Source organism: Terriglobus sp. TAA 43, from assembly GCF_000800015.1.
Taxonomy (GTDB): domain Bacteria; phylum Acidobacteriota; class Terriglobia; order Terriglobales; family Acidobacteriaceae; genus Terriglobus.
Genome location: NZ_JUGR01000001.1, coordinates 1,678,268 through 1,703,930 on the forward strand (window position 1 = coordinate 1,678,268; position 25,663 = coordinate 1,703,930).

General features: G+C 56.2%; 25 protein-coding genes and 1 tRNA gene. 16 read left to right on the forward strand and 10 right to left on the reverse strand.

What is annotated here, in order from left to right:
* Positions 1-121 precede the first annotated feature (121 nt).
* The gene (locus tag M504_RS07000; protein ID WP_156993592.1) at positions 122-433 is read right to left on the reverse strand and encodes a hypothetical protein; all 312 of its coding nucleotides are present in this window, start codon (positions 431-433) and stop codon (positions 122-124) included.
* A gap of 249 nt (positions 434-682) precedes the next feature.
* Between M504_RS07000 and M504_RS07005 the strand changes: the two genes are divergently transcribed.
* The 4 genes from M504_RS07005 to M504_RS07015 all read left to right on the forward strand — a co-directional run bounded on the left by M504_RS07005 (position 683) and on the right by M504_RS07015 (position 6,197).
* Positions 683-1,372 (forward strand): ribonuclease T, encoded by a 690-nt coding sequence (locus M504_RS07005; protein ID WP_047493881.1) that lies wholly within the window; start codon positions 683-685, stop codon positions 1,370-1,372.
* A gap of 61 nt (positions 1,373-1,433) precedes the next feature.
* Positions 1,434-4,364, forward strand: a complete 2,931-nt coding sequence (locus M504_RS07010; RefSeq protein ID WP_052200490.1) for an ATP-dependent helicase — start codon at positions 1,434-1,436, stop codon at positions 4,362-4,364.
* A 79-nt stretch (positions 4,365-4,443) separates the two neighbouring features.
* A complete protein-coding gene (locus M504_RS22275) occupies positions 4,444-4,596 on the forward strand; it encodes a hypothetical protein (protein WP_198137545.1) in 153 nt (50 codons plus the stop codon).
* A gap of 86 nt (positions 4,597-4,682) precedes the next feature.
* Positions 4,683-6,197 (forward strand): glycoside hydrolase family 32 protein, encoded by a 1,515-nt coding sequence (locus M504_RS07015; RefSeq protein WP_052200815.1) that lies wholly within the window; start codon positions 4,683-4,685, stop codon positions 6,195-6,197.
* 3 nt (positions 6,198-6,200) lie between these two features.
* Here the strand turns inward: M504_RS07015 and M504_RS07020 are convergent, their stop codons facing one another.
* A complete protein-coding gene (locus M504_RS07020) occupies positions 6,201-7,307 on the reverse strand; it encodes a glycoside hydrolase family 130 protein (RefSeq protein ID WP_232296194.1) in 1,107 nt (368 codons plus the stop codon).
* Between the two features lie 137 nt (positions 7,308-7,444).
* Here M504_RS07020 and M504_RS07025 point away from each other — a divergent pair, with 137 nt between their 5' ends.
* Both M504_RS07025 and add read left to right on the forward strand, forming a co-directional pair.
* Positions 7,445-8,950 carry an amino acid permease gene (locus M504_RS07025; RefSeq protein ID WP_232296303.1) on the forward strand — a complete coding sequence of 502 codons (1,506 nt, stop codon included), beginning with the start codon at positions 7,445-7,447 and terminating at the stop codon, positions 8,948-8,950.
* A gap of 22 nt (positions 8,951-8,972) precedes the next feature.
* The gene (gene add / locus M504_RS07030; RefSeq protein ID WP_047489491.1) at positions 8,973-9,992 is read left to right on the forward strand and encodes an adenosine deaminase; all 1,020 of its coding nucleotides are present in this window, start codon (positions 8,973-8,975) and stop codon (positions 9,990-9,992) included.
* Here add and M504_RS07035 read toward each other — a convergent pair.
* Genes M504_RS07035 through M504_RS07045 form a run of 3 tightly spaced genes read right to left on the reverse strand, consistent with a single transcriptional unit; the run spans position 9,989 to position 12,955 of the window.
* Positions 9,989-10,954: an SIS domain-containing protein gene (locus M504_RS07035; protein WP_047489494.1), complete on the reverse strand. Its 966-nt coding sequence runs from the start codon at positions 10,952-10,954 to the stop codon at positions 9,989-9,991. The genes add and M504_RS07035 overlap by 4 nt on opposite strands.
* On the reverse strand, positions 10,951-11,784 hold the full coding sequence (gene kdsA, locus M504_RS07040) for a 3-deoxy-8-phosphooctulonate synthase (protein WP_047489497.1): 834 nt from the start codon (positions 11,782-11,784) through the stop codon (positions 10,951-10,953). The genes M504_RS07035 and kdsA overlap by 4 nt, the downstream gene beginning before the upstream one ends.
* Positions 11,785-11,791: 7 nt before the next feature.
* Positions 11,792-12,955 carry a DegT/DnrJ/EryC1/StrS aminotransferase family protein gene (locus M504_RS07045; protein WP_047489499.1) on the reverse strand — a complete coding sequence of 388 codons (1,164 nt, stop codon included), beginning with the start codon at positions 12,953-12,955 and terminating at the stop codon, positions 11,792-11,794.
* A 326-nt stretch (positions 12,956-13,281) separates the two neighbouring features.
* Between M504_RS07045 and hfq the strand changes: the two genes are divergently transcribed.
* The 4 genes from hfq (at position 13,282) to M504_RS07065 (ending at position 16,805) form a co-directional block, all read left to right on the forward strand.
* Entirely contained in the window at positions 13,282-13,593 is a 312-nt protein-coding gene (gene hfq, locus M504_RS07050) for an RNA chaperone Hfq (protein WP_047489503.1), read from the forward strand.
* Positions 13,594-13,786: 193 nt separating this feature from the next.
* Positions 13,787-15,145, forward strand: a complete 1,359-nt coding sequence (gene hflX / locus M504_RS07055; RefSeq protein WP_232296304.1) for a GTPase HflX — start codon at positions 13,787-13,789, stop codon at positions 15,143-15,145.
* A gap of 418 nt (positions 15,146-15,563) precedes the next feature.
* Complete coding sequence (locus tag M504_RS07060) at positions 15,564-16,349, forward strand: TIGR03435 family protein (protein ID WP_047489509.1); 786 nt, start codon at positions 15,564-15,566, stop codon at positions 16,347-16,349.
* A gap of 57 nt (positions 16,350-16,406) precedes the next feature.
* Positions 16,407-16,805: a VOC family protein gene (locus M504_RS07065; protein WP_047493891.1), complete on the forward strand. Its 399-nt coding sequence runs from the start codon at positions 16,407-16,409 to the stop codon at positions 16,803-16,805.
* 223 nt (positions 16,806-17,028) lie between these two features.
* On the opposite strand, the gene M504_RS07070 is transcribed toward M504_RS07065, so the two are convergent.
* Positions 17,029-18,243 (reverse strand): hypothetical protein, encoded by a 1,215-nt coding sequence (locus M504_RS07070; RefSeq protein WP_047489512.1) that lies wholly within the window; start codon positions 18,241-18,243, stop codon positions 17,029-17,031.
* A gap of 104 nt (positions 18,244-18,347) precedes the next feature.
* Positions 18,348-19,295, reverse strand: coding sequence for a GlxA family transcriptional regulator (locus M504_RS07075; RefSeq protein WP_047489515.1), 948 nt, complete (start codon positions 19,293-19,295; stop codon positions 18,348-18,350).
* A 95-nt stretch (positions 19,296-19,390) separates the two neighbouring features.
* Between M504_RS07075 and M504_RS07080 the strand changes: the two genes are divergently transcribed.
* Entirely contained in the window at positions 19,391-20,179 is a 789-nt protein-coding gene (locus M504_RS07080; RefSeq protein WP_232296195.1) for an HD domain-containing protein, read from the forward strand.
* A gap of 100 nt (positions 20,180-20,279) precedes the next feature.
* Positions 20,280-20,549 carry a hypothetical protein gene (locus M504_RS07085; RefSeq protein WP_047489518.1) on the forward strand — a complete coding sequence of 90 codons (270 nt, stop codon included), beginning with the start codon at positions 20,280-20,282 and terminating at the stop codon, positions 20,547-20,549.
* 7 nt (positions 20,550-20,556) lie between these two features.
* Here M504_RS07085 and M504_RS07090 read toward each other — a convergent pair whose 3' ends face one another.
* Positions 20,557-21,201 carry an HD domain-containing protein gene (locus M504_RS07090; protein WP_047489521.1) on the reverse strand — a complete coding sequence of 215 codons (645 nt, stop codon included), beginning with the start codon at positions 21,199-21,201 and terminating at the stop codon, positions 20,557-20,559.
* A 105-nt stretch (positions 21,202-21,306) separates the two neighbouring features.
* Here M504_RS07090 and M504_RS07095 point away from each other — a divergent pair, with 105 nt between their 5' ends.
* Positions 21,307-22,560: a N(4)-(beta-N-acetylglucosaminyl)-L-asparaginase gene (locus M504_RS07095; protein WP_232296196.1), complete on the forward strand. Its 1,254-nt coding sequence runs from the start codon at positions 21,307-21,309 to the stop codon at positions 22,558-22,560.
* Positions 22,561-22,611: 51 nt separating this feature from the next.
* Here M504_RS07095 and M504_RS07100 read toward each other — a convergent pair whose 3' ends face one another.
* Complete coding sequence (locus tag M504_RS07100; protein ID WP_047489527.1) at positions 22,612-23,394, reverse strand: SDR family NAD(P)-dependent oxidoreductase; 783 nt, start codon at positions 23,392-23,394, stop codon at positions 22,612-22,614.
* Positions 23,395-23,484: 90 nt separating this feature from the next.
* Positions 23,485-24,144: a VOC family protein gene (locus M504_RS07105; protein ID WP_047489530.1), complete on the reverse strand. Its 660-nt coding sequence runs from the start codon at positions 24,142-24,144 to the stop codon at positions 23,485-23,487.
* Between the two features lie 319 nt (positions 24,145-24,463).
* On the opposite strand from M504_RS07105, the gene M504_RS07110 reads away from it, so the two are divergent.
* The 3 genes from M504_RS07110 (at position 24,464) to M504_RS07120 (ending at position 25,635) form a co-directional block, all read left to right on the forward strand.
* Positions 24,464-25,012, forward strand: a complete 549-nt coding sequence (locus M504_RS07110) for an asparaginase domain-containing protein (protein ID WP_232296197.1) — start codon at positions 24,464-24,466, stop codon at positions 25,010-25,012.
* Positions 25,013-25,225: 213 nt separating this feature from the next.
* Positions 25,226-25,310, forward strand: a tRNA-Leu gene (locus tag M504_RS07115).
* 25 nt (positions 25,311-25,335) lie between these two features.
* The gene (locus M504_RS07120) at positions 25,336-25,635 is read left to right on the forward strand and encodes a DUF3467 domain-containing protein (RefSeq protein WP_047489533.1); all 300 of its coding nucleotides are present in this window, start codon (positions 25,336-25,338) and stop codon (positions 25,633-25,635) included.
* Positions 25,636-25,663 lie beyond the last annotated feature (28 nt).

Consider the following 25,663-nt stretch of genomic DNA (forward strand, 5'->3'; position numbering starts at 1 on the left):
AAAAACGGACGTGAGGCAGGGATTTCCTCACGTCCAGCTCACGACCGCGGCCTTTTCTAAGGGAGAGCTATTCAAGGGCGCCGCTGCCCTCGAACCGAGCTTGTTAAAACTGATATCTGTCTTAGCGGAACGAGCAGACGGTGCCTGCAAGATCACGCGTAACGGTGACCTTCACGGTCTTGTCAGCTCCGTAGACCTTGGTTCCTTCGGGGGCATTTAGTGCATATTCGCCACCATTCGCGGCCAGCGTCACACTCTTGTCTTCAATGAACACTTCCATCGGTGCGGCGCTCTTATTCTTCAGCGTCAGCTTCACCGTCTTTACCTTGGCCTGTGCTGTGTCGCTCTTGCCAAAGAGAGGAAATGCGTGGGATGCGATCGGTGCGAAGGTGCAGGCGGCGAGGACGATAGCGGAAACAGTACGACGGATCATGGTGACTTCTCCTGGTGTTTCGTTAAGGCTGGCGAAGTTCCCTTGCAAGTTGAACATCGTTCGCGCACTGACTGATACGTGGCACGATTGCTTCCGTTCCATACTTTTTTCAAAAAAGTTTCAACAATGCTTCGATGTCTCATCATCAGCACCTTCAACACTGCGAAACACCGCATCATCACTGATGATTTGAAGATTTACAAAATAGTCATACATGCATGCATTTACTCTCAATTCACGGAGAAGCCGATGCGACCTTTCTACATACTGTCCGCTTTTGCAATTGCAGCGTCCGTTCTTGGACACATGTCACCACGCGCCTCAGCACAAGAGATCAAGTCAGCACCGGGACAATTCGATTACTACGTGCTGAACCTCTCCTGGTCACCTGCCTTTTGCGACAACATGAAGACGTTGAATGAGAGCGAACGCAATAGTGCTGGCAAAGACTTGGAGTGTTCCGCACCGCGTGCGTTTGTGCTTCACGGATTGTGGCCGCAAAACTTCAACGGCTCGTACCCTTCATCATGTGCGCAACGCCCGGGTCCACGAAACCTGGAACGCAATCTGGACATGACACCAAACATCGCGTTGCTGAAGCATGAGTGGAACAAACACGGCACCTGCACAACACTATCGCCGGAAGGGTTCTTCGCTACAGCGCGCCAGGCGTACACGTCAGTGACCATCCCGGAGTTCTTTCAGTCTTTGGATCATGAGGCGCAGATGTCCCCCGCGCAGATCGTCACGCTGTTCTACAAAGCAAACCCCACATTCCCACAAGGCAGCTTCAATCTCTCCTGCGGCAACAACCAACTGACAGCCATCGAAGCATGCTTTGACAAAGACATCCACGCCATTGCCTGCCAAAGCCTTCGTGCCTGCCACGCAAACAGCGTGAAGATCGTTCCACAGAACAACGGTGGCATCGTCCAATAGGGAACGCCATCCACAGCAGGCGGACACGATAAAATGAAGAGGTCTGGAGTTCCCTCGTATCGTGTCGCGCTTCCTGGAAAAAATGAATCCGCAGCAGCAGGAAGGCGTGCTGACGGTGGACGGCCCTGTCCTTCTGCTCGCCGGTGCTGGTTCTGGTAAGACGCGCGTCATCACGCATCGCATCGCACATCTCGTCGAAGACAAAGGTGTGCCCGCAGATTCTATCCTCGCCGTCACCTTTACCAATAAGGCCGCGAAGGAGATGGGTGAACGTGTCGAAGCGCTAATCGGTCACTCGTCACTTGCCAAGCCGCTCATCTCTACCTTCCATTCGCTCTGCGTGCGTATTCTTCGACGCGACATTGAAGCGTTGCGTGTGAATGGTGTGGGCCTGACCAAAAGCTTCGTCATCTATGACGAGAGCGATCAGCAGGCCATCGTCAAGCAGGCATTGAAACGCCTCGGCGTGGATGACAAGCAGTTGAAGCCGCGCGTAGCGCTGGGTCGCATTTCGTGGGCGAAGAACCACATGATCGATCCACAGGAATACTTCCTGGCATCGACCAATCCGCTGGAAGAACGCATCGCACACATCTTCAAGATCTACAAAGATGAGTTGAACAAGAACAACGCGATGGACTTCGACGATCTCCTCCTGGAGACCGTGCGCTTGCTGAAGACGAGCCAGGAAGTTCGCGAACGTTATCAACGCAAATACCGCTATCTGCTCATCGACGAGTATCAAGACACGAACCGTCCACAGTACGAACTGATGCGTCTGCTTAGCGGCAAACATGGCAACGTCTGCGTCGTTGGTGATGAAGATCAGTCCATCTATAGCTGGCGCGGCGCGGACATCAAAAACATCCTTGATTTCGAGAAAGACTTCGAGAATACGAAGATCATCCGTCTGGAACAGAACTATCGTTCCACGCAGATCATTCTTGAAGGCGCGGGCGCGGTCGTCCGCAACAACACGCAGCGCAAGGGTAAAGAACTTTACACCACTCGCGAGGGCGGCTCGCTCATCGGCTATTACGAAGCGCCCGATGGCGAGAATGAAGCGCTGTTCATTGCAGATCGCATCGCCACATACATCCGCGAAACTACCCAAGCAGGCGATACACCCAAGTGCGCTGTGCTGTACCGTACCAATTCGCAATCGCGATTGGTAGAAGAGTCGCTGCGCCGTTACAACATCCAGTACCACATGGTCGGTGGTTTCAGCTTCTACGATCGTGCAGAAGTGAAGGACCTGCTCAGTTATCTGAAACTGGTGCAGAACCCGAACGACTCGATCGCGCTGAATCGCGTCGTCAACTCGCCCCCACGCGGCATCGGCAAAACTACGATGGAGACGCTGGAACGCATTGCGCTGACCACGGGCATGAGCACATGGGAAGCCATTCAGCGCGCACAAGAGCAGCAGCTCCTCCCTGCGCGCGCGCTCACTGCACTGAACAGTTTCCAGCAACTGATCAGAGATGCGCGCGCTATGCTGGGCTCGGGCTTTGGTGATGCTCTCGCCGCAGATGCAGGGATCGCAGCCACTACGGAGTTCGTAGGCGAAGAGGAGAATGCATCCACCGAAAGCGACGCGGATGAAGGCACCTCATTCGACACCAGCTTCAACTTCGGTTTCGACTTTGGTCCAAGCGAAGAGCGCAGCACCATCGCACCAGAAAATGCGCACATCGAAGATGCCAGCTTCGACTTCGGTTATGCGGAGGAAGAACCACTCGCGCTAGCCGCAGCTGCGGACACTGATAGCGAAAACACCAGCTTCGATTTCAGCTTCAACGGCAACGGATCTGCGACGCCATCGCTCTTTGCGGCACCGCAGCAGACTGTTTCTTTCAATCCCTTCGAAGCGAGCAAGCAGCAAGCCGCAAAGAAGCAGAAGCGCTCCGCGCAGGACACCTTCGCAGAACTCCGCGAAAAGGCCACACCTATCGTTGAATCTCAAACGACGCCCGTCGAAACCAGCACGCGGATTGACGGCTTTCGTGCGCCCGGTGATCCAGCTACGTTGCCAGAGTTGATTAAGTTTCTGAACGATCGCAGTGGCTACATCAAGCAGCTTGAGAACGAAGGAACACCGGAATCCTTCAGCCGCATTGAAAACCTGAAGGAACTTGCCAACGCTGCGCAGGATGCGCAGGAGCGCGGCGAAACGCTGGCTGACTTTCTGGACCACGCTGCCCTCGTCAGCGACGCTGACAGCATCAACATGGATGCGCGTGTCACGCTGATGACGCTCCATGCGTCCAAGGGCCTGGAGTTTCCTCTGGTTTTCCTCTGCGGAATGGAAGAGGGGCTATTCCCTTCCTCGCGCACGCTGCAGGACCCCAATGGGCTGGAAGAAGAGCGTCGCCTCTGCTACGTCGGCATGACGCGTGCCATGGACACACTTGTTCTCACACGTGCACGGTATCGTCGCCGCTACGGCTCAGACATGCCGGATGCCAGCGTTGGTTCGCGGTTTCTGGAAGAGATTCCGTCACGCCTGGTGGAGGACCTCGGTTCCCCCGAAGATCGGCCCGCCTTCCGTAGTGAATACGGTGGAAATCGCTATGGCGGCGGTAATCGCTGGGGCAAGAAGCGCGGCGACGATGAGTTTGGCGAACGCCACTACAGCTACGAAGACGAAGATCAGAGCGGTGCCACGCCACCTCAGAAGCCAAAAAGTAACTACGGCCTTCAGTTTGGCGCGCATAAGAAGCCCGCAAACCCGAACAGCATCGATAACATTGCCAGTTTCTTCGGCGGATCGACCCAGTTCAGTGGCCACAAACGGCCGAAGATGGACATCCCGGAAGCCACTGGATCTACCGAATTGAGCCGCGGGGCGGGCGTCCGACACCCTAAATATGGTGAAGGCAGGGTGGTATCGCGAGAAGGTTCGGGCTCCGACGCCAAGATTACGGTAGAATTTCGACAGCACGGCGTGAAGAAGCTGGTTGAGAAGTTCGCCCAGCTTGAAAAGCTCTGAAATGGGCTTGGAAACGAAAGCGCCCACGCAGGCGCATCGCCGGCGAAATTTTTAAATAGTCAGGAAGAAGTCAAAAGCAATGGCAAACACCAAGGCACTGTCCCACGAAGAGCGCAAAACCGCAAAGCGCACCGCCCGCAAGAACGCAGCCCCGAAGGCCGCCCGTACCGAACCCCGCGGCAGCAACAAGAAGAAGCTCAAGTCGCTCAGCAAGGGCCAGTCCAAGCGCTAGTCTCTTACGAAATCAATAACGGAAAAGCCCCGCAGCAATGCGGGGCTTTTCGTTTGGTCCCCATTGGACTAAGGTTTCAGGCAGCCATGTATCGCCCTCTTCGCGCTCTCGCTCTGCTTATCGCCGTAATGCCTCTTCACAGTCTTGCCCAGCAGCAACCTGCGTCCGAGAGTGATCTGCGTCCGCGCGTCCACTTTTCACCAGAACAGAACTGGACCAATGATCCGAATGGATTGGTCTACTTTGATGGCGAGTACCACCTCTTTTATCAATACGCACCAGAGAGTATGACCCCGGCGCATATGAGTTGGGGACACGCCGTCAGCACAGACCTGCTTCATTGGCAGGAGCTTGGCGTCGCCATTCCGGCGCGGGGCGAAGAAGCAATCTTTACCGGCAGCGTTGTCGTAGACGAACACAACACCAGCGGCCTCTGCAAAGACGGCAAAGCCTGTCTCGTCGCCATCTATACCGGAAACTACGGCTCCGGAAAAACACAGCAAGAGGTGCAGGAGATTGCCGTGAGCCAGGATCGCGGGCGCACCTTTACCCCGTACAACGGCAACCCCGTCCTTGATCTTCACATGTCTGACTACCGCGATCCTGGCGTCCTCTGGGACGAAGAGTCAAAGCGGTGGACCATGGTGGTAGCCCTTCCCAACATGCACCAGGTGTACTTCTATACCTCGCCTGATCTGAAGACGTGGACAAAAGTAAGCAGCTTTGGCCCCACCGGCGCAGTCGGCGGTCAATGGGAGTGCCCCAATCTGGTGAAGGTCTCTGACGCCTCAGGCACATCACTGTGGGCACTAAAGATCGGCATCAATCCAGGCGGCCTGCAAGGCGGTTCGGGGGAGCAGTATTTCCTGGGTAGTTTCGATGGGAAGCAGTTCACGCAGAGCACTGAGTCCGGCTCACATGGCTGGAGCGACTACGGCAAAGACAGCTACTGCGCGTTGTCGTACAACAATCGGCCCGCAGGTCATAAACCTGCGTTGATTGGCTGGATGGACAACTGGCAATACGCCGATAGGCAGCCCTCCTTCCCATGGCGAGGACAAATGACGGTACCGCGCACATTGACGTTGCTGCGCGATAAAGCCGGCATCGCCCTTGCAGAAGAACCCGTTGTTTCACCGCTGAGAACCGGCAAAGCTATTTCAATAAGCCTTTCGGCGGATGACAAAGGCACTCTTCTCGGACAGGCTCCGATGGAATTGAATCTGAAGTTCATTCCGACGGATGCAAAGATCTTTGGCGTTCGCCTTTACTCGGACGATTCTCACTGGACGGAACTTGGATTCGATCTTTCGCGCCAGCGGATGTGGATGGACCGAACGCACTCCGGTATGCAGATCACCTCATCGTTCCCGACGAAGACAGAAGCACCCATCTCACTGGAACGTCCGCTTGATCTGCGGTTGGTGCTTGATCGCATCTCAGTGGAATCGTTCGCGCAGAACGGCAGCATTGCGATGACGAATCTTGTCTTCCCGCTGACGTCTGCAGCCACCCTCAAACCATTTACTGAGGATGGAAAAGGCATTCGCATCACCGGTGAAGCGTGGCATCTGCAATCCACGCTGGCAGCGAAACATTGACCTCTATGGATTCACAGCTGCTGTGGCTACGCCGACAAACGAGTCGGCACAGCCGTAATACATCCACCATTTGCCTTTGAATAGCACCAGCCCTTCAGAAAACGTCGTTCCTGCTGCATACTGGCCACTTTGCTCAAATGGCAGTTGCGGCTGGAAGACTGGCGCATCCGTTCTGGCCACGATCTTCTCAGGATTGTCTGCTGACAACACCGCTTGCAACACGGCATAGGTTCCGGCTTTCAACTTTGGGTCGCGGCCTTCGCCATCCTTGTTCTTGCCGTTGTAGAGCATCACAATGCCCTGCTTCGTTAACACCGGAGGCGGTCCGGCCTCGGGAAAATCGCTGTCCGGCAACCCGGCCCTCGGCTTTAGGACGACCTTCACCTCGCCCGGAACGGCTTCCACGGGCGTCCAGTGAATCAGGTCATCTGACGTCGCAAGCCGAATGCCCAGGTCGCCCCAGAACATCCAGTACTTCCCATTCACCTTTGCGGCCACCAGCCTGTCGCCCTTGCGTTCCGCCAGGATCGCAGCCGACTTGTACTTATACGTGTCGTAGCGCCCATCAAGCGCGCCTTGAAATGCCGGCCCTTGCTTCTGCCAGTGCGTCAGATCGCGCGAAGTGGCGATACCAACCGAATATCGGTCGAGCTTACGTGACCACTGCGTGTAGGTCAGTACATACGTTCCGTCGGGTGATTCGACAATACGCGGATCTTCTACACCACCCGGAGACTCCCGCTCCTCCTGCGCATCCTTCGCGGGGTACAGCACCGGCTCTGGCATCTGCTGGAAGTGAATGCCGTCGTCACTCACCGCCAAACCAAGCCGTGAGACGTGGCCGCCAATTGTCATGGAACCTGAGTCATCCTCCGCACGATAAAGGACATAGACCTTGCCGTTGCGAACAATTGCCGCTGGATTGAAGGTGTGCAGCGCCTGCCAATGCACGGTCTGGCTGGTAATGGGATCGACAAACGTGGTGTCTTTGACCGGGCGAATGACCGGCTGATCCACCGGCCGTGTCCACGTTCCAAACGGCGACTGCGCTGCCGCAGCCCCTCCCAGCCCCAAGAACACTGCGACACCTACGGCCAATCCCAAACGCACACTGCCTCCCGCAGCGGATTCCCATTGCGAATCTCCGCCAGCAACACGCTAAACTACACCTGCGACCACCGTAAATTCAGCCGAGAGACACCATCCTGCCCCGACAGATTTTTGCCACCAAGTCCATCGATAAGCTCATCGACGAATCGGAGCGGCCGGAAACAGCGCTGAAAAAAACGCTGGGGCCTGTCTCGCTGACTGCGCTGGGTATCGGCGCCGTTATTGGCAGCGGCATCTTCACCGTCATCGGCACGGCCATCGCGGGCAACCCTGCAACAACGGCCACTTTCTGGGACTCTCCGGTCATTGACTTCCTGCTACACCACGGGGCAGTTGCCGGACGCCCAGGCGCTGGCCCGGCGCTGGCCATCTCTATGATCCTGGTGGCCATCGTCTGCGCCTTTACCGGTCTTTGTTATGCCGAACTTTCGAGCATGATTCCTATCGCCGGATCGGCCTACACCTATACCTATGCCACGCTGGGCGAATTGATCGCCTGGATCATCGGCTGGGACCTCATCCTGGAATACGCCTTCTCCAACATGAGCGTCAGTGTGGGCTTCGCCGCACACGTAGTTGATCTGCTGGATTGGCTGGGTTTCCATTTCCATCCGAAGTGGCTCTCGCCCGCATACCTTCCGCTTGGCCTGCAGGATCTGCAAGGGCACGACATCTACAAGTCCGGCTGGCATTTTGGCTTCAACATCCCGGCCTTCCTCATTGTCATCATCCTCACAATGATCCTGGTCCGCGGTATTCGCGAATCAGCCAAGACGAACAACATCATGGTGCTGGTGAAGATTGCTGCAATTCTGATCTTCATCTTCGCGGGCATCAGCTTCATCCATCCCGGCAACTACCACCCGTTCTCACCCAACGGCTGGCCCGGTGTGCTTGCCGGTGGATCAATCATCTTCTTCACCTACATCGGTTTTGATTCCGTCTCGACTGCGAGTGAGGAATGCCGGCAGCCACAGCGCGACGTGCCCATTGGCATCATCGCTACGCTCATCGTCTGCACCATTCTCTACATCGGCGTAGCGCTCGTTCTCACCGGCATGGTGCCGTGGTCCTCTGTTGCGGGCGATGCGGCACCAGTCGTGAATGCGTTGAAGCGCCTCAGTACCGACACGCACTCCACCAAGCTGCACATCGTACGACTGATCGTGCTTCTAGGCGCGCTGGTGGGCATGATCTCGTCCATCCTGGTCTTCCAGCTAGGTCAAGCACGCGTATGGTTCGCCATGAGCCGCGACCGCCTGCTGCCGGACATCTTCTCCAAGGTGCATCCGCGTTACCGCACACCCGCCTTTGCAACATGGGTTGCAGGCATCCTTGTGGCGATTCCTGCGGGCCTGTTCGACGTAGGTACACTCGCTGAACTTTCGAACATCGGCACGCTCTTCGCCTTCGTCTTGGTCAGCATTGGAGTGGTGGTCCTGCGGCGTCGCCAGCCAGACCGCTATCGCGGATTCCGAGTCCCCGGCGGTGCCATAATCCCAACGCTAAGCGTGCTCTTCTGCGTTCTGCTGATGACCGGCCTACCCATCCGTACATGGGAGCGCTTCTTCGTCTGGCTCATCATCGGCCTGTTCGTCTACTTCTTCTATAGCCGCAAGCGCAGCGAATTCGCCCAGTCTTAGCCTGCGGAATACACTGTCCTAAGTGACGAAGATTGAAGTTGATCGCGAATGGCTAAGCGGCCTGCCCAAGTGCGAGCTGCATCTGCACCTGGAAGGCACAATCGTGCCCGAAACCCTGGTTCGTTTATCCCAGCGCAATGATGCCGAGCCCCTAACCCTTCGGGGAGCAGAAAAGCTCTACGTCTACGAAGATTTCATCGGCTTTCTGATGGCCTTCAAGGCCGTAAGCGAACGCATTCAGACACCTGCCGATTACGAGCTGATCACCTACGAGATGATCCATCGCCTCTCACAGCAGGGCGTGAAGCATGCCGAGGTCTATATCTCCGTTGGCATCCTTCTGCGGTTCAAGCAACAGATCACTGTGGAAGACATGATCGCTGCCGTGGAACGCGGGCGCAAACTTGCCGAACAGGATTTCGGCACCACCATTTTCTGGATCTTCGACGCCGTCCGTCACTTCGGCGTAGAAGAAGCTGCGGTGGTGTTTGCAAAAGCGGCAGAGTTGAAACAGCAATATCCCAGCATCGTTGGCATTGGTATTGGTGGCGACGAAGCGCGCGGTCCTGCCGCTGAGTTCAAAGATCTCTACGCAGAAGCAAAAGCAGCCGGTTTGCACTTGACCGTGCATGCGGGTGAGAGTGTTCCGGCATCAAGCATCTGGAGCGCGATCAACATCGGCGCAGAGCGCATTGGTCACGCGTTGTCAGCGGTCGATGATCCTGAATTGCTCGACGTGCTTGCAGAGAAACAAATTCCCCTCGAGCTCAACGTCACCAGCAATCTGCGCACAGGTTGTTGCAAGTCCATCGAGACACATCCCGTCCGCCACTACTTTGAGCGCGGTCTGATGATCACGCTCAATTCCGACGATCCCCCCATGTTCGGAGCGAATCTGCTCGACGAGTACAAAACCGTGCAGCGTGAATTTGAATTCACCAACGAACAGATGCGCGAGCTGGCAGCAAACTCCGTAGAAGCGAGCTTCCTTCCACCTGCGCGCAAGATCGCTTTGTTGGCTGAAGTGGAACGCTACCGCTAAACGAGTCCTGCGCGCAGCAGATCGTGGATGTGAAGAATGCCAATCACACGGGAATCCTCCACCACAAACAGGCTGGTAATCGAATCCGCGTTCATGCGAGCCAACGCGCGATGTGCGAACTCATCCGGCACGGTAATGCGTGGCGCTCTGCCCATCACGCCCTTTGCAGGACGATCATGGAACCCTTGCGAGAAAGCGCGCCGCAGATCACCGTCCGTGATCGAACCAACAAGCTTCTCTTCGGCATCCACCACCCCCGTAATACCAAAACGCCCACTTGTCATGCGGACGATCGCGTCGGACAACGTGGCGTTTTCATGCAAGAGTGGGATTTCGTGTCCTGTATGCATCAACGCGCGAACACGCAGCAGACGAGCCCCCAACCGCCCACCAGGATGCAATGCGTGAAAGTCTTCACCGGAAAAGTTCGTTTTGTTCACTAATGCTGTCACTAGCGCGTCACCCAGTGCCAGCTGCATCGTGGTGCTCGTCGTCGGAGCCATCAGGTCAGAACATGCTTCTTCGCACTGCGGCAATGCCAGGAGCACATCCGCCGCCTTCGCCAGCGTGCTGTTTGCGTTGCCTGTACTGACGATCAACGAAACGTTGAATCGCCGCGAATGCGCCACGATATCGGATAGTTCTGACGACTCACCAGACCACGATAGCGCGAACACAACATCGTTCTCGCGGATCATGCCCAAGTCGCCATGACTCGCGTCCGAAGGATGCACAAAGTGTGCAGGCTTCCCTGTAGAAGCAAGCGTGGCTGCAATCTTCCGCGCGATGTGGCCGCTTTTGCCCACGCCGGTAACAATCACGCGTCCCGGCGCGTCGGAAATCACATCCACCGCACGCGCAAATGCATCACCCAACGGACCTGCAAACGCTTCGCGCAATGACTCAAGACCGCGAAGTTCGCAGGCAATCGTCTCTATCGCAATTTGCCGAGAAGTCTTCATCCTCGAAGCGCACGCTGCTTTGCAAGCTGATCAAACGCCATCAGGTCCTCAACCAACTGCGGCAGATTCTTCAGCGCGATCATGTTCGGACCATCACTGGGCGCATGGTCAGGATCAGGATGCGTCTCAACGAACACACCGGCGACCCCAACCGCCACAGCAGCGCGCGCCAGCACAGGAACAAACTCACGTTGACCACCGCTTGCTCCATTCAATCCGCCTGGCTGCTGCACAGAATGCGTCGCATCAAAGATGACGGGGGCATTCGTCTGGGCCAGCACAGGCAACGAACGCATATCTGTCACCAGCGTGTTGTAACCAAAGGTAGTGCCGCGCTCTGTAACAAGAACACCACCCTTTGCATCGCCCAGTTTCTTCACAACGTGCACCATCTCCTGCGGCGAGAGAAACTGCCCCTTCTTTACATTGACTGTTCTTCCGGTGGCGGCAGCGGCCAACAACAAATCTGTCTGTCTGCAAAGAAACGCGGGGATCTGCAACACATCCACAGCCTGTGCCACTTCCGCGCACTGCCATGATTCGTGAACATCTGTCAGTGTCGGCAATCCAAGACTTTCGCGAATCTCCGCAAAGATCGGCAGCGATGCTTCCAGCCCTATGCCACGCGCAGCATTCGCGCTCGTACGGTTCGCCTTATCAAAACTGGACTTGTACACCAGTCCAATACCCAGCCGCGTCGCCATCTCTTTCAGCGCAAAAGCCACTTCCAACGCATGGGCGCGGCTTTCCATCTGGCATGGCCCGGCGATCAACGCGAGCGGCAGTGCGTTGGAAAACCTAACGTCTCTGATTGCAACTGTGTTCAACATTCGTCACCTACTCGGCAAAGAAGCTCTGCATTGCCGCGACAACACGCTCCTGCTCATCGACACGAAGCTCGGGATACATAGGCAACGCAAGCACTTCGCGTGCCGCCTTCTCGCTCTCCGGGAACTGGCCCTCGCGATATCCCAGGTGCTTCAACGCATCCTGCATGTGCAATGGGACGGGATAATAGACTTCACTACCAATCCCCTGCCCTGAAAGATACGTGCGCAGTTCATCACGACGCGGCGTACGAATCACATACTGATGCCACACATGTGTGCCTCGAGCATCGGCTATAGGCAACACAATGCCGCCATCTTCCACCGCCCCTAACAAGCTCGTTGCATGGAACAGATTGTGATAGCGCGCCGCAACCTGCCTACGATCCTCATTCCATTGGGCGATATACTTCATCTTCACCAGAAGTACCGCCGCCTGAACCGTATCCAGACGAGAGTTCCAACCCACCTCATCGTGGTAATAGCGACGACGCATTCCGTGTGCGCGCAACGCCCTCGCGCGTTCTGCAATCGTTGACGAGCGAAACGTAGTCAGTCCAGCATCGCCCCACGCGCTGAGGTTCTTTGTGGGATAAAAAGAAAAAGCAGCGGCATGCCCAAGCGCACCCGCAGGCGTGCCGTTCCAATCCGCGCCAAAGGCCTGCGCCGCATCTTCGATCAGCAGCAGATCATTCTCGGCTGCCATGCGGTCGAAGCTTTCCCAGTCGGCGCATTGACCATAGAGGTGGACCGGCATAACGGCGCGCACGTCTTCGTGCTGTGCAATCGCGTCTGCCACAGCCACCGAACTCAGGTTAAAGGTCACCGGATCAATATCTGCCAGAATGGGTCGCGCTTCCACCCGCAGAATGCTGCTGACCGTTGCGAAGAACGAGAACGGGGTAGTCACCACAGCATCCCCTCGTCCGATCCCCAGCGCCGCCATGGCGAGCCAGAGCGCATCGGTACCGCTCGCGCATCCCACACCTTCAGTCGCTGTTGTCATGTCGGATATCTGACGTTCTAACTCAATGACTTCTTTTCCGAGGACGAAGCGGCCAGCGGAGCAAACGTCCGCGATAGCTGCACCAATTTCGGCACCCACAGCGGCATATTGACGACTAAGGTCAAGAATCGGAACGGGAGGTGAAGTAGGCTGCGACATCAGTTCCATGTTAGGCGAATCAGTGGCATCATGTTTTCGTGGCGAAAATCGAACAGGCTTAGGAACAATTCCGCTTGTTCGTGCGTCCTAATGCGAGGGAGTTGCTCGGCGGAATCGCCAGGACGCTTCGCGGTCTAAAATGACCGTCAAAACGGTTGGGGGTTTTCCGTGCGCTTTTCGCTTGCCACGGCAGTGGGTGTCCCCGTATTGTTCTTTGTCTTAGGGGCTAAGGCCCCTCGTACTCACCCGAAAGCGCTGAACTTGCGTTGGCGGGTTTTGTTTGAGGCAGTTTCATAACAGCGCTGCTCGGAAGCGCAAAAGGAGATCGGCAAAGCATGGATTCCAAGCCGGCACAGAATATTCAGGACACCTTCCTGAACACGGTTCGTAAAGACAAGAGCGCAGTGACCATTTATCTGGTTAGCGGCGTCAAGCTGACGGGCAAGATTCGCTCTTTCGACAAGTACTCGGTTCTGCTCGAAAACAACGCGCAGGAACAATTGATTTTTAAGCATGCGATTTCCACTGTGGTGTCGACACGGGGTGGTGGGGTCCACACGGATCGTCCCCATGGAACGCATGCTCCCGTGTCAAGGGAGCATGGCACGGAAGGCGCATCCGCAGTGGGCGGAACGGTAGGCTCCTAAGGAGCCAGGGCGGCACGGACTGACCGAAACACCTACCAAGAGGACCAACACCCGAGGTCGCACGCGGCTGGAAGAGGCTGCTGCGGCTCAGGTGCGTCCAGAGGATGGTCACCTGACGGAGACTCCTCGGGAGCGTGCCGTGTTGGTGGCCGTGGAGATTACCGGCGACCGGCGGAAGCTGAGTAGCACCGCTATGCTGGCTCGGCAGGCCGCAAGCCTCCACGACGGCGAAGAGGACTCTCCTCTGGAGTCGGTTGCGGAGATGGACTTCGACGCCGCACTGGCGGAGTTCCAGGAGCTGGCGGCTTCGGCTGGGGCGGAGATTGCCGCCACCGTGATCCAGCGACGCGGCAAGCCCGATCCCGCCACACTGATTGGGCCGGGTAAGGTGGAGGAGCTGGAGGCCGTTGTGGCCAGCTCTGGCGCCAACCTGGTGCTGTTCGACCATGACCTGACACCATCGCAGCTCCGCAACCTGGATCGCGCGCTTCCCTGCCGCGTGATCGACCGGACGCAGCTCATCCTGGACATCTTCGCCCGTCATGCACGCACCCGCGAGGGGCATCTGCAGGTGGAGCTGGCGCAGTTGGAGTACCAGTTGCCGCGACTGGCGGGACGAGGCAAGGCGATGAGCCAACTTGGCGGCGGTATTGGCACTCGTGGACCGGGTGAAACCAAGCTGGAGACGGACCGTCGGCGCATTCGTGCGCGTGTGGATCGGCTGAAGGAACAGTTGGAGAACGTCCGCCGCAATCGGCGGCAGCAACGGCAGCGGCGTGAGGCTGTTCCTGTTCCTACGGTCGCGCTGGTCGGTTACACCAACGCGGGTAAGAGCACGCTGTTCAACCGGCTGACCGAAGCGGGCGTTCTGGAGTCGTCGCGGATGTTTGCCACTCTGGACCCGAAGCTGCGGCAGTTGAACCTGCCTTCTCGGCGGAAGGTACTGCTGAGCGATACCGTGGGATTTATACGCAATCTGCCACATGCTCTGGTGACCAGCTTCCGCGCCACGCTGGAAGAGGTGGAACGCGCCGAGTTGCTGCTGCATGTTCGCGATGCTGCTTCGCCCAATCTAGATGAGCAGAAGATGCAGGTGGAGAAGGTGCTGGCGGAGCTTGAGGTATCGCGTACGCCGACGATCCAGGTACTGAACAAGATCGACCTGTTGCCCGCGGATGATCGGTTTGACCTGCAGCGGTTTCCTGCGCCGGATACGATTGCCGTCTCTGCACACTCGGGCGAAGGCATTGAGACGCTGATTGCGGCTATCGAGGAACGGATTGGCGGCGCAGAAGCGGCTGATCCGACTGCTACGGCGACCTTCCGGATTCCGCAGCGTGAAGGCCGAATCCTGGCGGCGCTGGAAGCTGGCTGCTTCATTGAGCGGAAGAAGTACGAGGGCAATCTGGTGACGTTTACCGCGAGCGGACCTTCGTCGCTGCTGCAGCGTTATCGGCGCTACATTGTGCAGGAGCACGGTGAATTGCCGGAGAGTGAACCTACTGAGGCGCGGCCAAGGATTCGGACACGCACGAAAACTTCGCCTCGATAAGGCACTTCGGCACTTAGTGCGGTTCTCAACGCCTTCGGTGTGTGGGCCGACGTCAGGGGTACCCCCTCCCCCTTGTTTTTCTAAAATCGTCTTTCTATTCGGTTTAACTTCGCTGGTGGCGCTAAAATAGTCAGCCCATTGGGGTTAGAGGCAAATTCGTCTTTCTAAATGATTTAACTGAAGACGTTTCTCATTGTTTCCCGCTGTTCGTTGCCCTTGTTTCCATTCTAGTGAGTTGGAAGAAATAACATGCCAACTCTATTCCTTTTCGAATGTTTGGCTTGAGTGACTTAGGGGCTTGACAGGTTTTGCCCCTAGGTTCGGTCGACAGTTTTGCAATAGAGTTCTGATCTGGTGACAGGTTGTGTACCTGCGCGTCTTCACTGACACCGACACTCCATCGCACCGGTGAACTGACATGCGCGAATTCGCACTCTTCCTCTGGCTTGGACTTTCGTTCTCTGTTGCTGCGGCCCAGTCTCCTGGTGGGCCAGCGTTCGAGGTGGTGAGCATTCATATCCATGCGCAGGGGCAACCGGGAAAGATCGGTTTTTACAGTTCGCCTGGCGGTGGCGTAGAGCTGGACACCTTAAAGCTTTCAAGGTTGATCGGGTATGCCTTGGATATCGACGACCAAGAGGTATTCGGCGTTCCGGCCTGGGCGAACAATGTGTATTACGACGTGAAGGCCTATCCGCCGGATGATTCTCCAAGCCGAAAACTCAATCTGCCGGGACATACCGCTACACCAACCCCGGAACAGCGCGCGATGATTCTGAACATGCTGAAAGAACGCTTCAGATTGCAGTACCACGAAGAGAAAGTAGAGATGCCCGTTTACATACTGAAACGAGGCAAGGGGCCGCTTAAGCTGGACGCTCCAAAGTTCCCGGAGCGGGCTGCCGATCCGCGTGGTGGGTTGGTGATGCGTGGCGACGTTGTTACGGGCGAGGGATTTGGCCAAAGCCTGACGATGGGCTTTCTGGTGAAGCAATTGGAATGGCCGCTGGAACGTCCGGTGATTGATCAGACCGGAGTCGAGGGAGTCTACGACTTTCGCGTGGCACCCATCGAGCCCGAGAACAAGGACAAGCTTCGTGGAGCGCAGTTGATGGTGGATGCGTTAGGGCTGAAGCTGGCTGCGGGACGCGCGCCGGTGCGAACGATTCACGTCGATGCGGCCGCCCCTCCGACGGAGAATTGATTCCACGATTGTGCCTGGAAAACTTATCGGTTCCATTCTTCTGGGGAAATGAAACGTATGTCTGAAATGCCGAGCGTTGGTGCGTTTGCGATTGTTCCGAGTAATGATCTGAAAGCCGCGATTCCGTTCTGGGAGCGAATGGGCTTTGCCCGCACGGGTGGCGACGCCAATTACGTGATCATGACGGGCTGGGGATGTGAGGTACATCTGACACAGGCGGGTACTGGGCCATGGCGCGTGCCAGAGGAACACAATCCATTTGGTGTGTTTATTCGTACGCCCGATGTGGAGGCGGTGGCCGCTCGAGTGGATGATTTGATCATTCGTCCCGGTGGTGTCCTGCGACATCGTGAGTGGGGACTGTATGAGGTTGGGATTGCTGGGCCGGATGGATTGTTGGTTCGGGTGGGCTGGCCCTCCCGGTACTTCGTACCGTTCTCGACGCCTTCGGCGTGAGGGCCAGCCATATGCGGTTGTGAACGCGCGGGTGAGGAAGTTACACTCCTGCGAAAGGCGTGGTCCGCGCGATTTATTCATCGAAGCTTTTACGGCAGGGCTGAAGCCCTGCCCTTCCGAAAGAAGTCGACCCGCTTGCTGGTTCGGGTTGGCTGACCCTCGCGGTACTTCCCAGCTCCTTTAGCTTCGGCTTGAGGCCGGAAGGTGAATCTATACATGCGCTCTAGGGGTTAAATACATCGTTTTGCGCGAAGCCCTTTTGGAGTTCTTGTCGTATCTCAGGAGTGTCTTCGCGAAGTCCGCATTGTTCGAATGTGAGTGGAGAACTTCTGGTTACCACTTGATCCCGCCGATCATTTCCGATGGGGAAGATGATATATCGCTTTCCTGGAATCATGCCTTCGACTCCTTTACCGTTCAGAGCAGTCTGAGATACATAACGGTTCCCAACATTTACGGTGTCACCTGGTTGCCATGGGGCGGCTTCCTTCAATGAGCCAAGCACGCGTGCCGTCTTTTGGGCTTGCTGATCCTCGCTGTTGCTCTTTTCGCCGTTCACGTCGTTAGCAGATAGAGCTTCGATGACCAACACGTAACGGGCGTCTCGTGCCTGCGCCCACACGGGAATGGTATTGCAGGGAGGTGGTGGAGGGTCTGCTATGGGCACGGGCCCGTATGCGTTGTCGTACAGGTGCCATTCTTTGGCTGCCGGCAACAGATCTTCAAGCCTAGTGCATGGGCTGAACCGCGTGAAACAGGAAAAATCGTATGAGGTGATGTTCTCTATTTCGTTTTGCGGTGTATGGGTGGAATAGTAAGCGACACCTATCTCGCAGTTAACCATGCAGCCACTCGGGCGGCCTACTTTGTAGTAAGGGTGTTGCGCTAGCTGGAAGTCCGAATCATCGATAAAGGGCGTCCAATTTTTGAGCGTCCGATGAAGTCTCTGATAACTTTCGGCACCTATCGAAAGAGACCAGTCGAAATCATTCTCTCTTCGTATTTTTCTCGTGGGGACGCTGACGGCAATGTAGGTGCTTTGCCTCCAAATGGCTCCGTTGTGAACGGTAAAAGATTCTTGAAACGCGGAGTAGCGGCCGCCAAACCACTGATAGAGGTTGAAACGATCATGCGCAAGAAGCCAGGTCTGCCACGCATGAGTCGGGGAATTGCTGATTGTGATTTCGTACTCGCAGCTTGCCGCTGAGCAAGTCCCGTTGGAATGTCCCCACGGACCCCAATGGGACATAAGCCGTTGCGCATCCGTCCAGTTGGTTTGATAAAGCCGGATTTGGTGCATATCCGTTAATAGTTGCTGTGCTCGCCAACGGAGCATGCGCTGCTGCGTTTGGACCGCCAGGAAAGCAAATAGCAAAAGAAACACTGCTGCTATGACGATGAAGGCGACAACGCGTACTGCCCACTTATAAGACGTCATGTTTGAGGTAGACACCCAAGATCGTCAGATAGTTCCCGAGTCAGAAATGAACAGTCAAGAAATAATGAGTGCGGTTCCTGGGATTTATGAATGGGCTGGTACATCTAAGCCATCGTGCTCTTGAAGCGGTCTGCGTATTCGCCTGCTGTGACTCCTAGTACTCGCAGGAAGGTTCGACGCATTGCGTCTGCTGAGCTGAAGCCGCATGCGTCTGCGATTTCTTTCAGGCCCATGGCGGAGCTGTCGATCATTTGCTGCGCTGCTTCGACGCGCATGCGGTCTACGAATTGGCCGGGGTTCATCTTTGTTTCGCGTAGGCAGACGCGTGTGAAATGCCGTGGGCTCATGCCGATTCGCTCTGCGAGTTTTTCTACGGTGAGATCTTCGCGCAGGTTCTCTAACGCCCACACCTGCAGTTCTCGTAGAGGCTTAAATGTGATGGCTTGATGCGAGAGCATGTGGCTGAACTGCGCTTGTCCGCCCGGGCGAACGAGGAACATGACGAGGAATCGTGCGACCTTCAATGCCTCTTCATGACCAAGATCTTCTTCCACTAAGGCCAGAGAAAGATCGATACCTGCGGTGATGCCGGCGGAGGTATAGATGGCTCCGTCTTTCAGGTAAATGGGGTCAGGTTGAACGCACGCGAGAGGAAACTTTCGGGCAAGTTCGTCACAGAACTTCCAGTGCGTTACGACGTTCTTGTGATCGATGAGGCCGGCTGCGCCAAGAAGGAAGGCTCCGGTGCAGATGGATGCTACGCGGCGGGAGCGTGTGCTGGCATCGGCGATCCATGCGACGAAATCTTCATCGTAAGAACCTGTTTCAGAGCCCGGGCCACCTGCGATCACCAGAGTGTCGATTGGGCCGGTGATTTCGTGAATGGGAAGGGCTCCGGCTAACGCGATTCCTCTGTTGGTTTGCAGGCTGGTGTCAGTGCCGGGGTTGCCGAGTTGCACGGTGTATCCGGGCGCGCTTGAAAACACTTCAAGCGGACCACTGACATCGAGAATTTGTACCGGTGGAAGCCCTACGATGACGACCCTTCGCATACGGGGATTCTACGGCTGCGATGTCCTAATTTGCTGTATTCGCGTCGTGGCGACGGAGATTGCCCGGGGCTACGTTTATGCACAAGGAGAACGATATGACATCGAACACCCACAACATTCTGAAGAACGCGGCCACACTGACGGATCCTGCGCTGGAAGGTCTTGCTCAAGGCGGGTCAGAAGCGGTGACTATGTTTCGTCGTCCGAAGGTGATCATTCCCGTGCCGACACCTGCCGCTGAATTTCAACATGTGCAGCCGGGCGTACCTGATAGCAAGTTGACGCGCGAAGCGACGGGATTGTTGCGGGAGTTCAGTACTCCGCTGTTGTTCAATCATTCGCACCGCGTTTTCTTTTGGGCGAATGAACAGGGCAAGCAGGCGGGAGAGAAGTTTGATGCGGAGTTGCTTTTCATCTGCGCTGCTTTTCATGATCTTGGGCTGTTGAAGAAGTTCAGCAGTGAGGCCGATCGGTTTGAGGTGGATGGTGCGAATGCTGTGCGGCAATTTTTGGAGCACCATGGAGTGCCGAATGCTCGCATTCAAACAGCGTGGGATGCGATTGCGCTGCATACGACGCCGGGCATTGTGGCCTACAAACCAATTGAGGTTGAGCTGCTTTACAACGGCGTTGGGCTGGATGTGTTGGGTATTGGATATGAGGATTTCCCACAAGACATCCGCGAAAAGGTTGTGGCGGAGTATCCGCGTGTCGACTTCAAACAAGGTATTGCCAAAGCTTTTCTTGGTGGCTTTGAACATAAGACCGTGACGGCGGAAGGCACGTGCAACGAAGACATCTGCTCGCACTTTCTTCGTAACTACAAACGCAGCAATTTTTATGAACAGATTCAGAATTCGCCCTTTCAGAACTCAGAGGTTTAGCGCGCTTGTTTGAACATTCGTCACTTCATTGGATCCGCGCTTTGGAAACATCGCGGATCCACTACTTTCACAGTTACTCAACGCAAAAGGAGATGTCGTCATGAGCACACTAACTTCAACCTTTCCTTATTCCGGCACGGTGCCTTCATCGCAATCGAAGAAGGCAGGCTTGCGCACTTCACTCAAGTCAGTGCGCATAACCGCGGCTAAACACTTGGCCAGTGGATTGGCGAAGGTCCATCCTTATAGCTCTGAGGAGTTTGATCAGGATCATATGGTTGCGATCCTTATGGGCCTTTACTTTGAGACTGCGATGGGACCGCTTCTGGGCACGATTGCGATTTATGCATACACCCACTGGATGATGTAGTGCTGCTTTATTCGCTGTCAGGAAATGGCGAGGCTGCTACCAGGTCGCATACGTTTGGAGCTTTGTAGCCTGGTAGAAGTCGATCGCACACGCTGCTGTTGACTGTGCCGTACGTACTGCCAGGTTTGTGTGCGAAGCCTGCAAAATACTCCCGGATGAAGCGTTCCTTGAATTGTTTGCGCGGGTACTGAGCGACGATTTCGTTTCGCAATGCCTCAGGGAATGTATCGATGCCTCTTCCGAGTACGTCGAGTCCTACACCTGAATAAAGCAACGCGACCTCTGGCCGCATATATTGCGTGATGCCGGGCGTGGTGTGGAGCGCGATGGCTTCCCATACCAGTTGCACGTCGTCTTCAGGGATGTGATGCGTGGTGAGGAACTGGCGGGCTGCGTTTGCGCCGTCGACTTCGAATCGCTCATCGGGACTTGAAAACTTTTTGAGGAGGCCGAAGTCGTGGAAGGCGGCTGCGACGTAGAGGAGTTCGGTGTCAAAACGCAACGAGCTTTGACGACCGTATTCCGCCGCGAACAGGAAGACGCGGATGGAGTGATTGATGAGTAGATCGGTCGAGTGCTCACGCAGGATTTGAGTGGCTTCGTTTGCGAGGACTGAATCAGGGATGCCGAGGTGGCGGCGGGAAACTGACATTGCGATGCCCCTTCGCTTTTCACTTTAGGCGGCTGGTTACACGGTTTTCCATGACAAAAATCCAGCAAATTATGACATCGCGATAAAGCGTGTGCGAGACGCTGGATGGGTTTGTCTTCTACACTCTTCTCACTTATGCCGACACGTCGTTCTGTTCTTCGTTCTGGGGCTCTTTCTGTTTTTGCGGGGCCGATGCTTGCGGGAGCCACTGCCAATGCGGAGCCTACGTTTAGTGCGCCGAAGAAGCCTGTGCTGATTACTCGCGAGACGGGTGACCACTCAGTGGAAGAGGCTTACCAGATGTTGCTGCAGGGTGAGGACACGCTGACTGCTGCGCTGCATGTTTGCTCTGCGCGCGAGGATGATCCTGCGGATCACTCGGTGGGGTATGGCGGGTTGCCGAATGAGGCGGGTGTGGTGGAGCTGGATGCTTCGGTGATGCATGGGCCGACGCGTCGTTGTGGTGCGGTGGGTGGTGTGCCGGAGATTCGCCATGTGGGGCAGCTTGCGCGAACGGTGATGGAGCGGACGGCGCATGTGATGTTGGCGGGACAGGGTGCGCATGACTTCGCGGTGGCTGAGGGTTTTGTTGCGGAGAATCTGCTGACGGAACCTGCGCGCAAGATCTGGCTGCTGTGGAAGGAGCATGGTCGCGGCTTCTGGGGGCCGGGGTTGGATTCGCCGGAGTTCAAGCTGCCGCCCGATGCGCAACGTGCGACTCCTCCGGGAGCGATTACGCAACTGCCGCGTCATCCTGGGCCGGAACACATGCCTCTGGTGAAGCAGCAGATTGAACGAGGTCTTGCGCTTGCTAAGGAGGCTGGGATTCCGGAGTCGTTGCAGCGGGCCGCGGTTCGCGAATTGTTGTGGCCTACTACGGGGACGATCAATGTTTCTGCGCTGAATCCGAAGGGTGAGATCAGCAGCGCTACTACGACTTCAGGTATGGCGTTCAAGATTCCGGGACGGCTGGGTGATTCTCCGATTGTGGGTGCGGGATGTTTTGTTGATCCTGAGGTTGGTTCCGCGGGTGCCACAGGCAATGGTGAAGAGAACATCAAGGTGGTGGGTGCTCACACGATTGTGGAACTGATGCGCCAGGGGCGGAGTCCGAAGGAAGCGGGGATGGAAGCGCTTCGTCGCATTGCGAAGAACTACAACAACGACATGAGCCGGCTGCGGTATCTGGACATGATTTACTACATCCTTCGCAAGGATGGCGCGTATGCAGGTGTGAGCCTGTGGAGTACGCGTGGGATTGAGTCGCGGAAGAAGTTTGTGGTGCATGATGGAACGCAGCGGACAGAGCCTTGCGAGTATCTGTTTGAAGGAACCACGCTGAGCATCCATCCGTTTTAGGCGCAGCGATGCATCGCTCTTCAAGAGCGGTGACGTCCATACTTCGTGTCATCAACCGCGCAGGAAAGGCGCTCCAAACGGAGCGCCCGTTAGTCCTCCGTCCACCATTAGCTCAACGGCGTTGGTGTAAGACGAGTCGTCGGAAGCGAGGAAGAGTACGGCTTTCGCGACGTCGTCCGCTTCAGCCCAGCGGCCTAACGGGACCGTTGAGGAAAATAATTCATCTACCTTGGCGGACTGTTCCGCGGAGATTGAGGCGCGAGATCCGCGCTTCCAGATGGGAGTCCTGGTGGCTCCGGGCGAGACTGTGTTGACGCGAATGTTGCGAGGCGCAAGATCGGCAGCGATGGCACGAGCCATGGCGACGACTCCTCCCTTCGTGGCTGCATAGGCAGCTACTCCGGCCTGGCCCAGATAGTTATGTACTGAACCGTTGAAGATGACACTGGCGCCGTCGTTCAACAGCGGGGCGGCGGAGTTGACGGTGAAGAATGCGCCATTGAGATTAACGCGGATGACATTCTCAAACACCGCTTCGTCTGCTGTGCCGACGGGTGTTCTTCCTGTAATTCCGGCGTTGGCGAATACGATGTCGAGTCTTCCAAAATCTTTGGCTAGATCCGCGAATAACTTCTTGCGTTCCTCTGCTACGGTCACGTCGGCCTTGTAGCCATGCGCTTGCGAGCCAAGTTCGAGAATTGCTTCATCGAGTGTTGTTTGGTCGCGACCGGTGATGGCGACTTCAGCGCCTTCCAACACGAAGAGGCGTGCGGTGGCGAGACCGATGCCGCTGTTTCCGCCTGTGATGAGAGCCTTTTTGCCTGAGAGCTTCATGACTTCTCCTTGTATTGCTCGACTATCGACGAGCCGGTTTCCGAACGGAGCTGGTTGCTCGTTCGATGTCATCCGTGATGAAGCAACCGACTATTGCGGGAGAGGAGCGCCGGACTGTTCCGCCGCCATATACACCGCGTACCAATCCGCCCAGTTTTCGTCGCGCTTTCCACCGTTGCGGGCTTCATGTTCGCCGTGTGCCGCTTCAGCGCGCCGAAGCGCCGCTGTTAGATCGTTCACCGATGCAAATGTGGTTGCGGTGGAATCGATGCGGCCTGGTAGTCGGGCGACGATCTCTTGAAAAATCCAGCCGTTGCCATCGGGATCACTGAACGAGGCGAAAGAACGATAGCTACGATGCTCCGGATCAGGCCCTTTGACGCGAATGCTGCCAAACAGATACGGCTTATCCGGGCCGGAGTACACATTATCTCCACCGTGAAACACTTCGCTGACGGCGACGCCGAGGCTGAGCAAGTTCGCACGCGCAGCCTCAACGTCAGAAACGATGAGGTATAGACCTTCGACGGAGCCGGGCGTTGCCGCTGTGACATTTCTGCCGAAGATGACGGAGCATCCGGAACCCGGTGGCGTTACCTGAACCACACGGAAGTCCGTGCCGTTGTCGTAATCGGCGTCCAATCTCCATCCCAGCTTCATGTAGAACTCTTTGGCGCGATCAATATCTGAGACAGGGATCACAACGATCTCAAACTTCATGTCAACTTTCGCGATGCTCACGTCTGCCATGTCTTTCCTCCTCCGAGGCTCGACTTCATGGGAAGTTTGGTGGCTGAATGCGAACGTCTGATGGGTAGAGGCAACAGCTCCAAAAGCGCCACACTCAATACCGCTTACGTTTTATTGGGAGACTTTCTCGACGCTGCGTGCTGACATGTCGCCGTCTGAGGGCAGAGGCAAGCTGTCAGGGATTTGAGTTTGTCGATCTGTTTGCTTGAAGAAACTTGCAGTTATTTCTGCGCTAAACATTTCCATGTATCAGCGCGCAATGGTGGCCAGACGTGCCGAAGTGTACACCTTCAATCAAGTGAAGATCTGCGAATAAGCTATGTATTTCTCGGTATCGCCTTATGATGTGGTGATGCATCGCGTTCACCTGATTACTACTGGCGGCACGATTGAGAAGCGGTATGTGGAGCAGGCAGGTTCCATGGAGAATACTGAGCCGCAGATTCGCCGCTGCCTTTCTTTGCTTCGGCTGCCGGATATTGAAATCACCGTTGAAGAGTTGATGAACAAGGATTCTTTGTTCATGACAGATGAGGACCGCAGGCTGATTGCCGAACGAGCTTTGGCGAAGGCGATTGAAGGTGTTCCGGTTCTGGTGACGCATGGTACGGACACCGTTGTGGAAACCGGCAAGGTGGTGGCCGATGCACTGGCGCGCAATTCCGGGTCGGGGAATGTGCCGGTGGTGTTTACCGGGGCGATGACGCCGTTTGGAATTGAGGGTTCAGACGCGATTCAGAACCTGACAGAGAGCCTGCTTGCCACCCGACTGTTGAACGGTGGGGTGTTTCTGGTCTTTCATGGCGATGTGTTCCCTATCGGGCGTGTGGCTAAAGATCGTGAAAACAGCCGCTTCCGGCACGTATAAGCCAAAGACGATAGAGCGGGCCTTTCGCCCTTACGTCGTTTTATACGGGATTACCTAGGGCTTCGCCCTAGGCTAATATTTGGTCGCGCCGTTGGCGCTTAGGATTCCGGAGCTACTTTTTGGCGTGGCGGAATGTTTCTGCACTATTCACGATTTCCGCGTGGTTCCGGGTCGGTATCGGCAGCAAAAGGCATTTAGACTGGATGCACGGCCGCGGGAGTGGCGAAATTGGCAGACGCACTAGACTTAGGATCTAGCGGAGCGATCCGTAGGGGTTCAAGTCCCCTCTCCCGCACCACGAATCCTGTTTCACCAGAGAGATCATGAGCGACAACACACAGATCGAACCCACCCTTCGCGTGACCCAGAGCGACGACTACAACGACGTGTACGCCAACAGCGTACAGATCCGCATGAGCGTGTGGGACTTCCAGCTTGTCTTCGGCACCATGCAGTCCAACTCGCCTGACGAGGTTACCTTCCTCACGAAGCAGGGCATCTTCCTGTCGCCCCAGCAGGCGAAGGCTCTGTTCAACATCCTGGGCCAGAACCTGGCACAGTACGAAGGCACCTTCGGCGAAATCAAGCTGGAGCCGCAGGCACAGGGCGGACCGGTTCAGTAAACCGTTCCTTCTAATTTCCGCAAGACCC

What these genes read in the sequence shown, in the direction of transcription:
- M504_RS07000 (WP_156993592.1), bottom strand. Translation starts at nt 433, where the DNA reads ATGATCCGTCGTACTGTTTCCGCTATCGTCCTCGCCGCCTGCACCTTC.
- M504_RS07005 (WP_047493881.1), top strand. Translation starts at nt 683, where the DNA reads ATGCGACCTTTCTACATACTGTCCGCTTTTGCAATTGCAGCGTCCGTT.
- M504_RS22275 (WP_198137545.1), top strand. Translation starts at nt 4,444, where the DNA reads ATGGCAAACACCAAGGCACTGTCCCACGAAGAGCGCAAAACCGCAAAG.
- M504_RS07015 (WP_052200815.1), top strand. Translation starts at nt 4,683, where the DNA reads ATGTATCGCCCTCTTCGCGCTCTCGCTCTGCTTATCGCCGTAATGCCT.
- M504_RS07035 (WP_047489494.1), bottom strand. Translation starts at nt 10,954, where the DNA reads ATGAAGACTTCTCGGCAAATTGCGATAGAGACGATTGCCTGCGAACTT.
- kdsA (WP_047489497.1), bottom strand. Translation starts at nt 11,784, where the DNA reads ATGTTGAACACAGTTGCAATCAGAGACGTTAGGTTTTCCAACGCACTG.
- M504_RS07045 (WP_047489499.1), bottom strand. Translation starts at nt 12,955, where the DNA reads ATGGAACTGATGTCGCAGCCTACTTCACCTCCCGTTCCGATTCTTGAC.
- hfq (WP_047489503.1), top strand. Translation starts at nt 13,282, where the DNA reads ATGGATTCCAAGCCGGCACAGAATATTCAGGACACCTTCCTGAACACG.
- hflX (WP_232296304.1), top strand. Translation starts at nt 13,787, where the DNA reads ATGCTGGCTCGGCAGGCCGCAAGCCTCCACGACGGCGAAGAGGACTCT.
- M504_RS07060 (WP_047489509.1), top strand. Translation starts at nt 15,564, where the DNA reads ATGCGCGAATTCGCACTCTTCCTCTGGCTTGGACTTTCGTTCTCTGTT.
- M504_RS07065 (WP_047493891.1), top strand. Translation starts at nt 16,407, where the DNA reads ATGTCTGAAATGCCGAGCGTTGGTGCGTTTGCGATTGTTCCGAGTAAT.
- M504_RS07070 (WP_047489512.1), bottom strand. Translation starts at nt 18,243, where the DNA reads ATGACGTCTTATAAGTGGGCAGTACGCGTTGTCGCCTTCATCGTCATA.
- M504_RS07075 (WP_047489515.1), bottom strand. Translation starts at nt 19,295, where the DNA reads ATGCGAAGGGTCGTCATCGTAGGGCTTCCACCGGTACAAATTCTCGAT.
- M504_RS07080 (WP_232296195.1), top strand. Translation starts at nt 19,391, where the DNA reads ATGACATCGAACACCCACAACATTCTGAAGAACGCGGCCACACTGACG.
- M504_RS07085 (WP_047489518.1), top strand. Translation starts at nt 20,280, where the DNA reads ATGAGCACACTAACTTCAACCTTTCCTTATTCCGGCACGGTGCCTTCA.
- M504_RS07090 (WP_047489521.1), bottom strand. Translation starts at nt 21,201, where the DNA reads ATGTCAGTTTCCCGCCGCCACCTCGGCATCCCTGATTCAGTCCTCGCA.
- M504_RS07095 (WP_232296196.1), top strand. Translation starts at nt 21,307, where the DNA reads ATGGGTTTGTCTTCTACACTCTTCTCACTTATGCCGACACGTCGTTCT.
- M504_RS07100 (WP_047489527.1), bottom strand. Translation starts at nt 23,394, where the DNA reads ATGAAGCTCTCAGGCAAAAAGGCTCTCATCACAGGCGGAAACAGCGGC.
- M504_RS07105 (WP_047489530.1), bottom strand. Translation starts at nt 24,144, where the DNA reads ATGGCAGACGTGAGCATCGCGAAAGTTGACATGAAGTTTGAGATCGTT.
- M504_RS07110 (WP_232296197.1), top strand. Translation starts at nt 24,464, where the DNA reads ATGTATTTCTCGGTATCGCCTTATGATGTGGTGATGCATCGCGTTCAC.
- M504_RS07120 (WP_047489533.1), top strand. Translation starts at nt 25,336, where the DNA reads ATGAGCGACAACACACAGATCGAACCCACCCTTCGCGTGACCCAGAGC.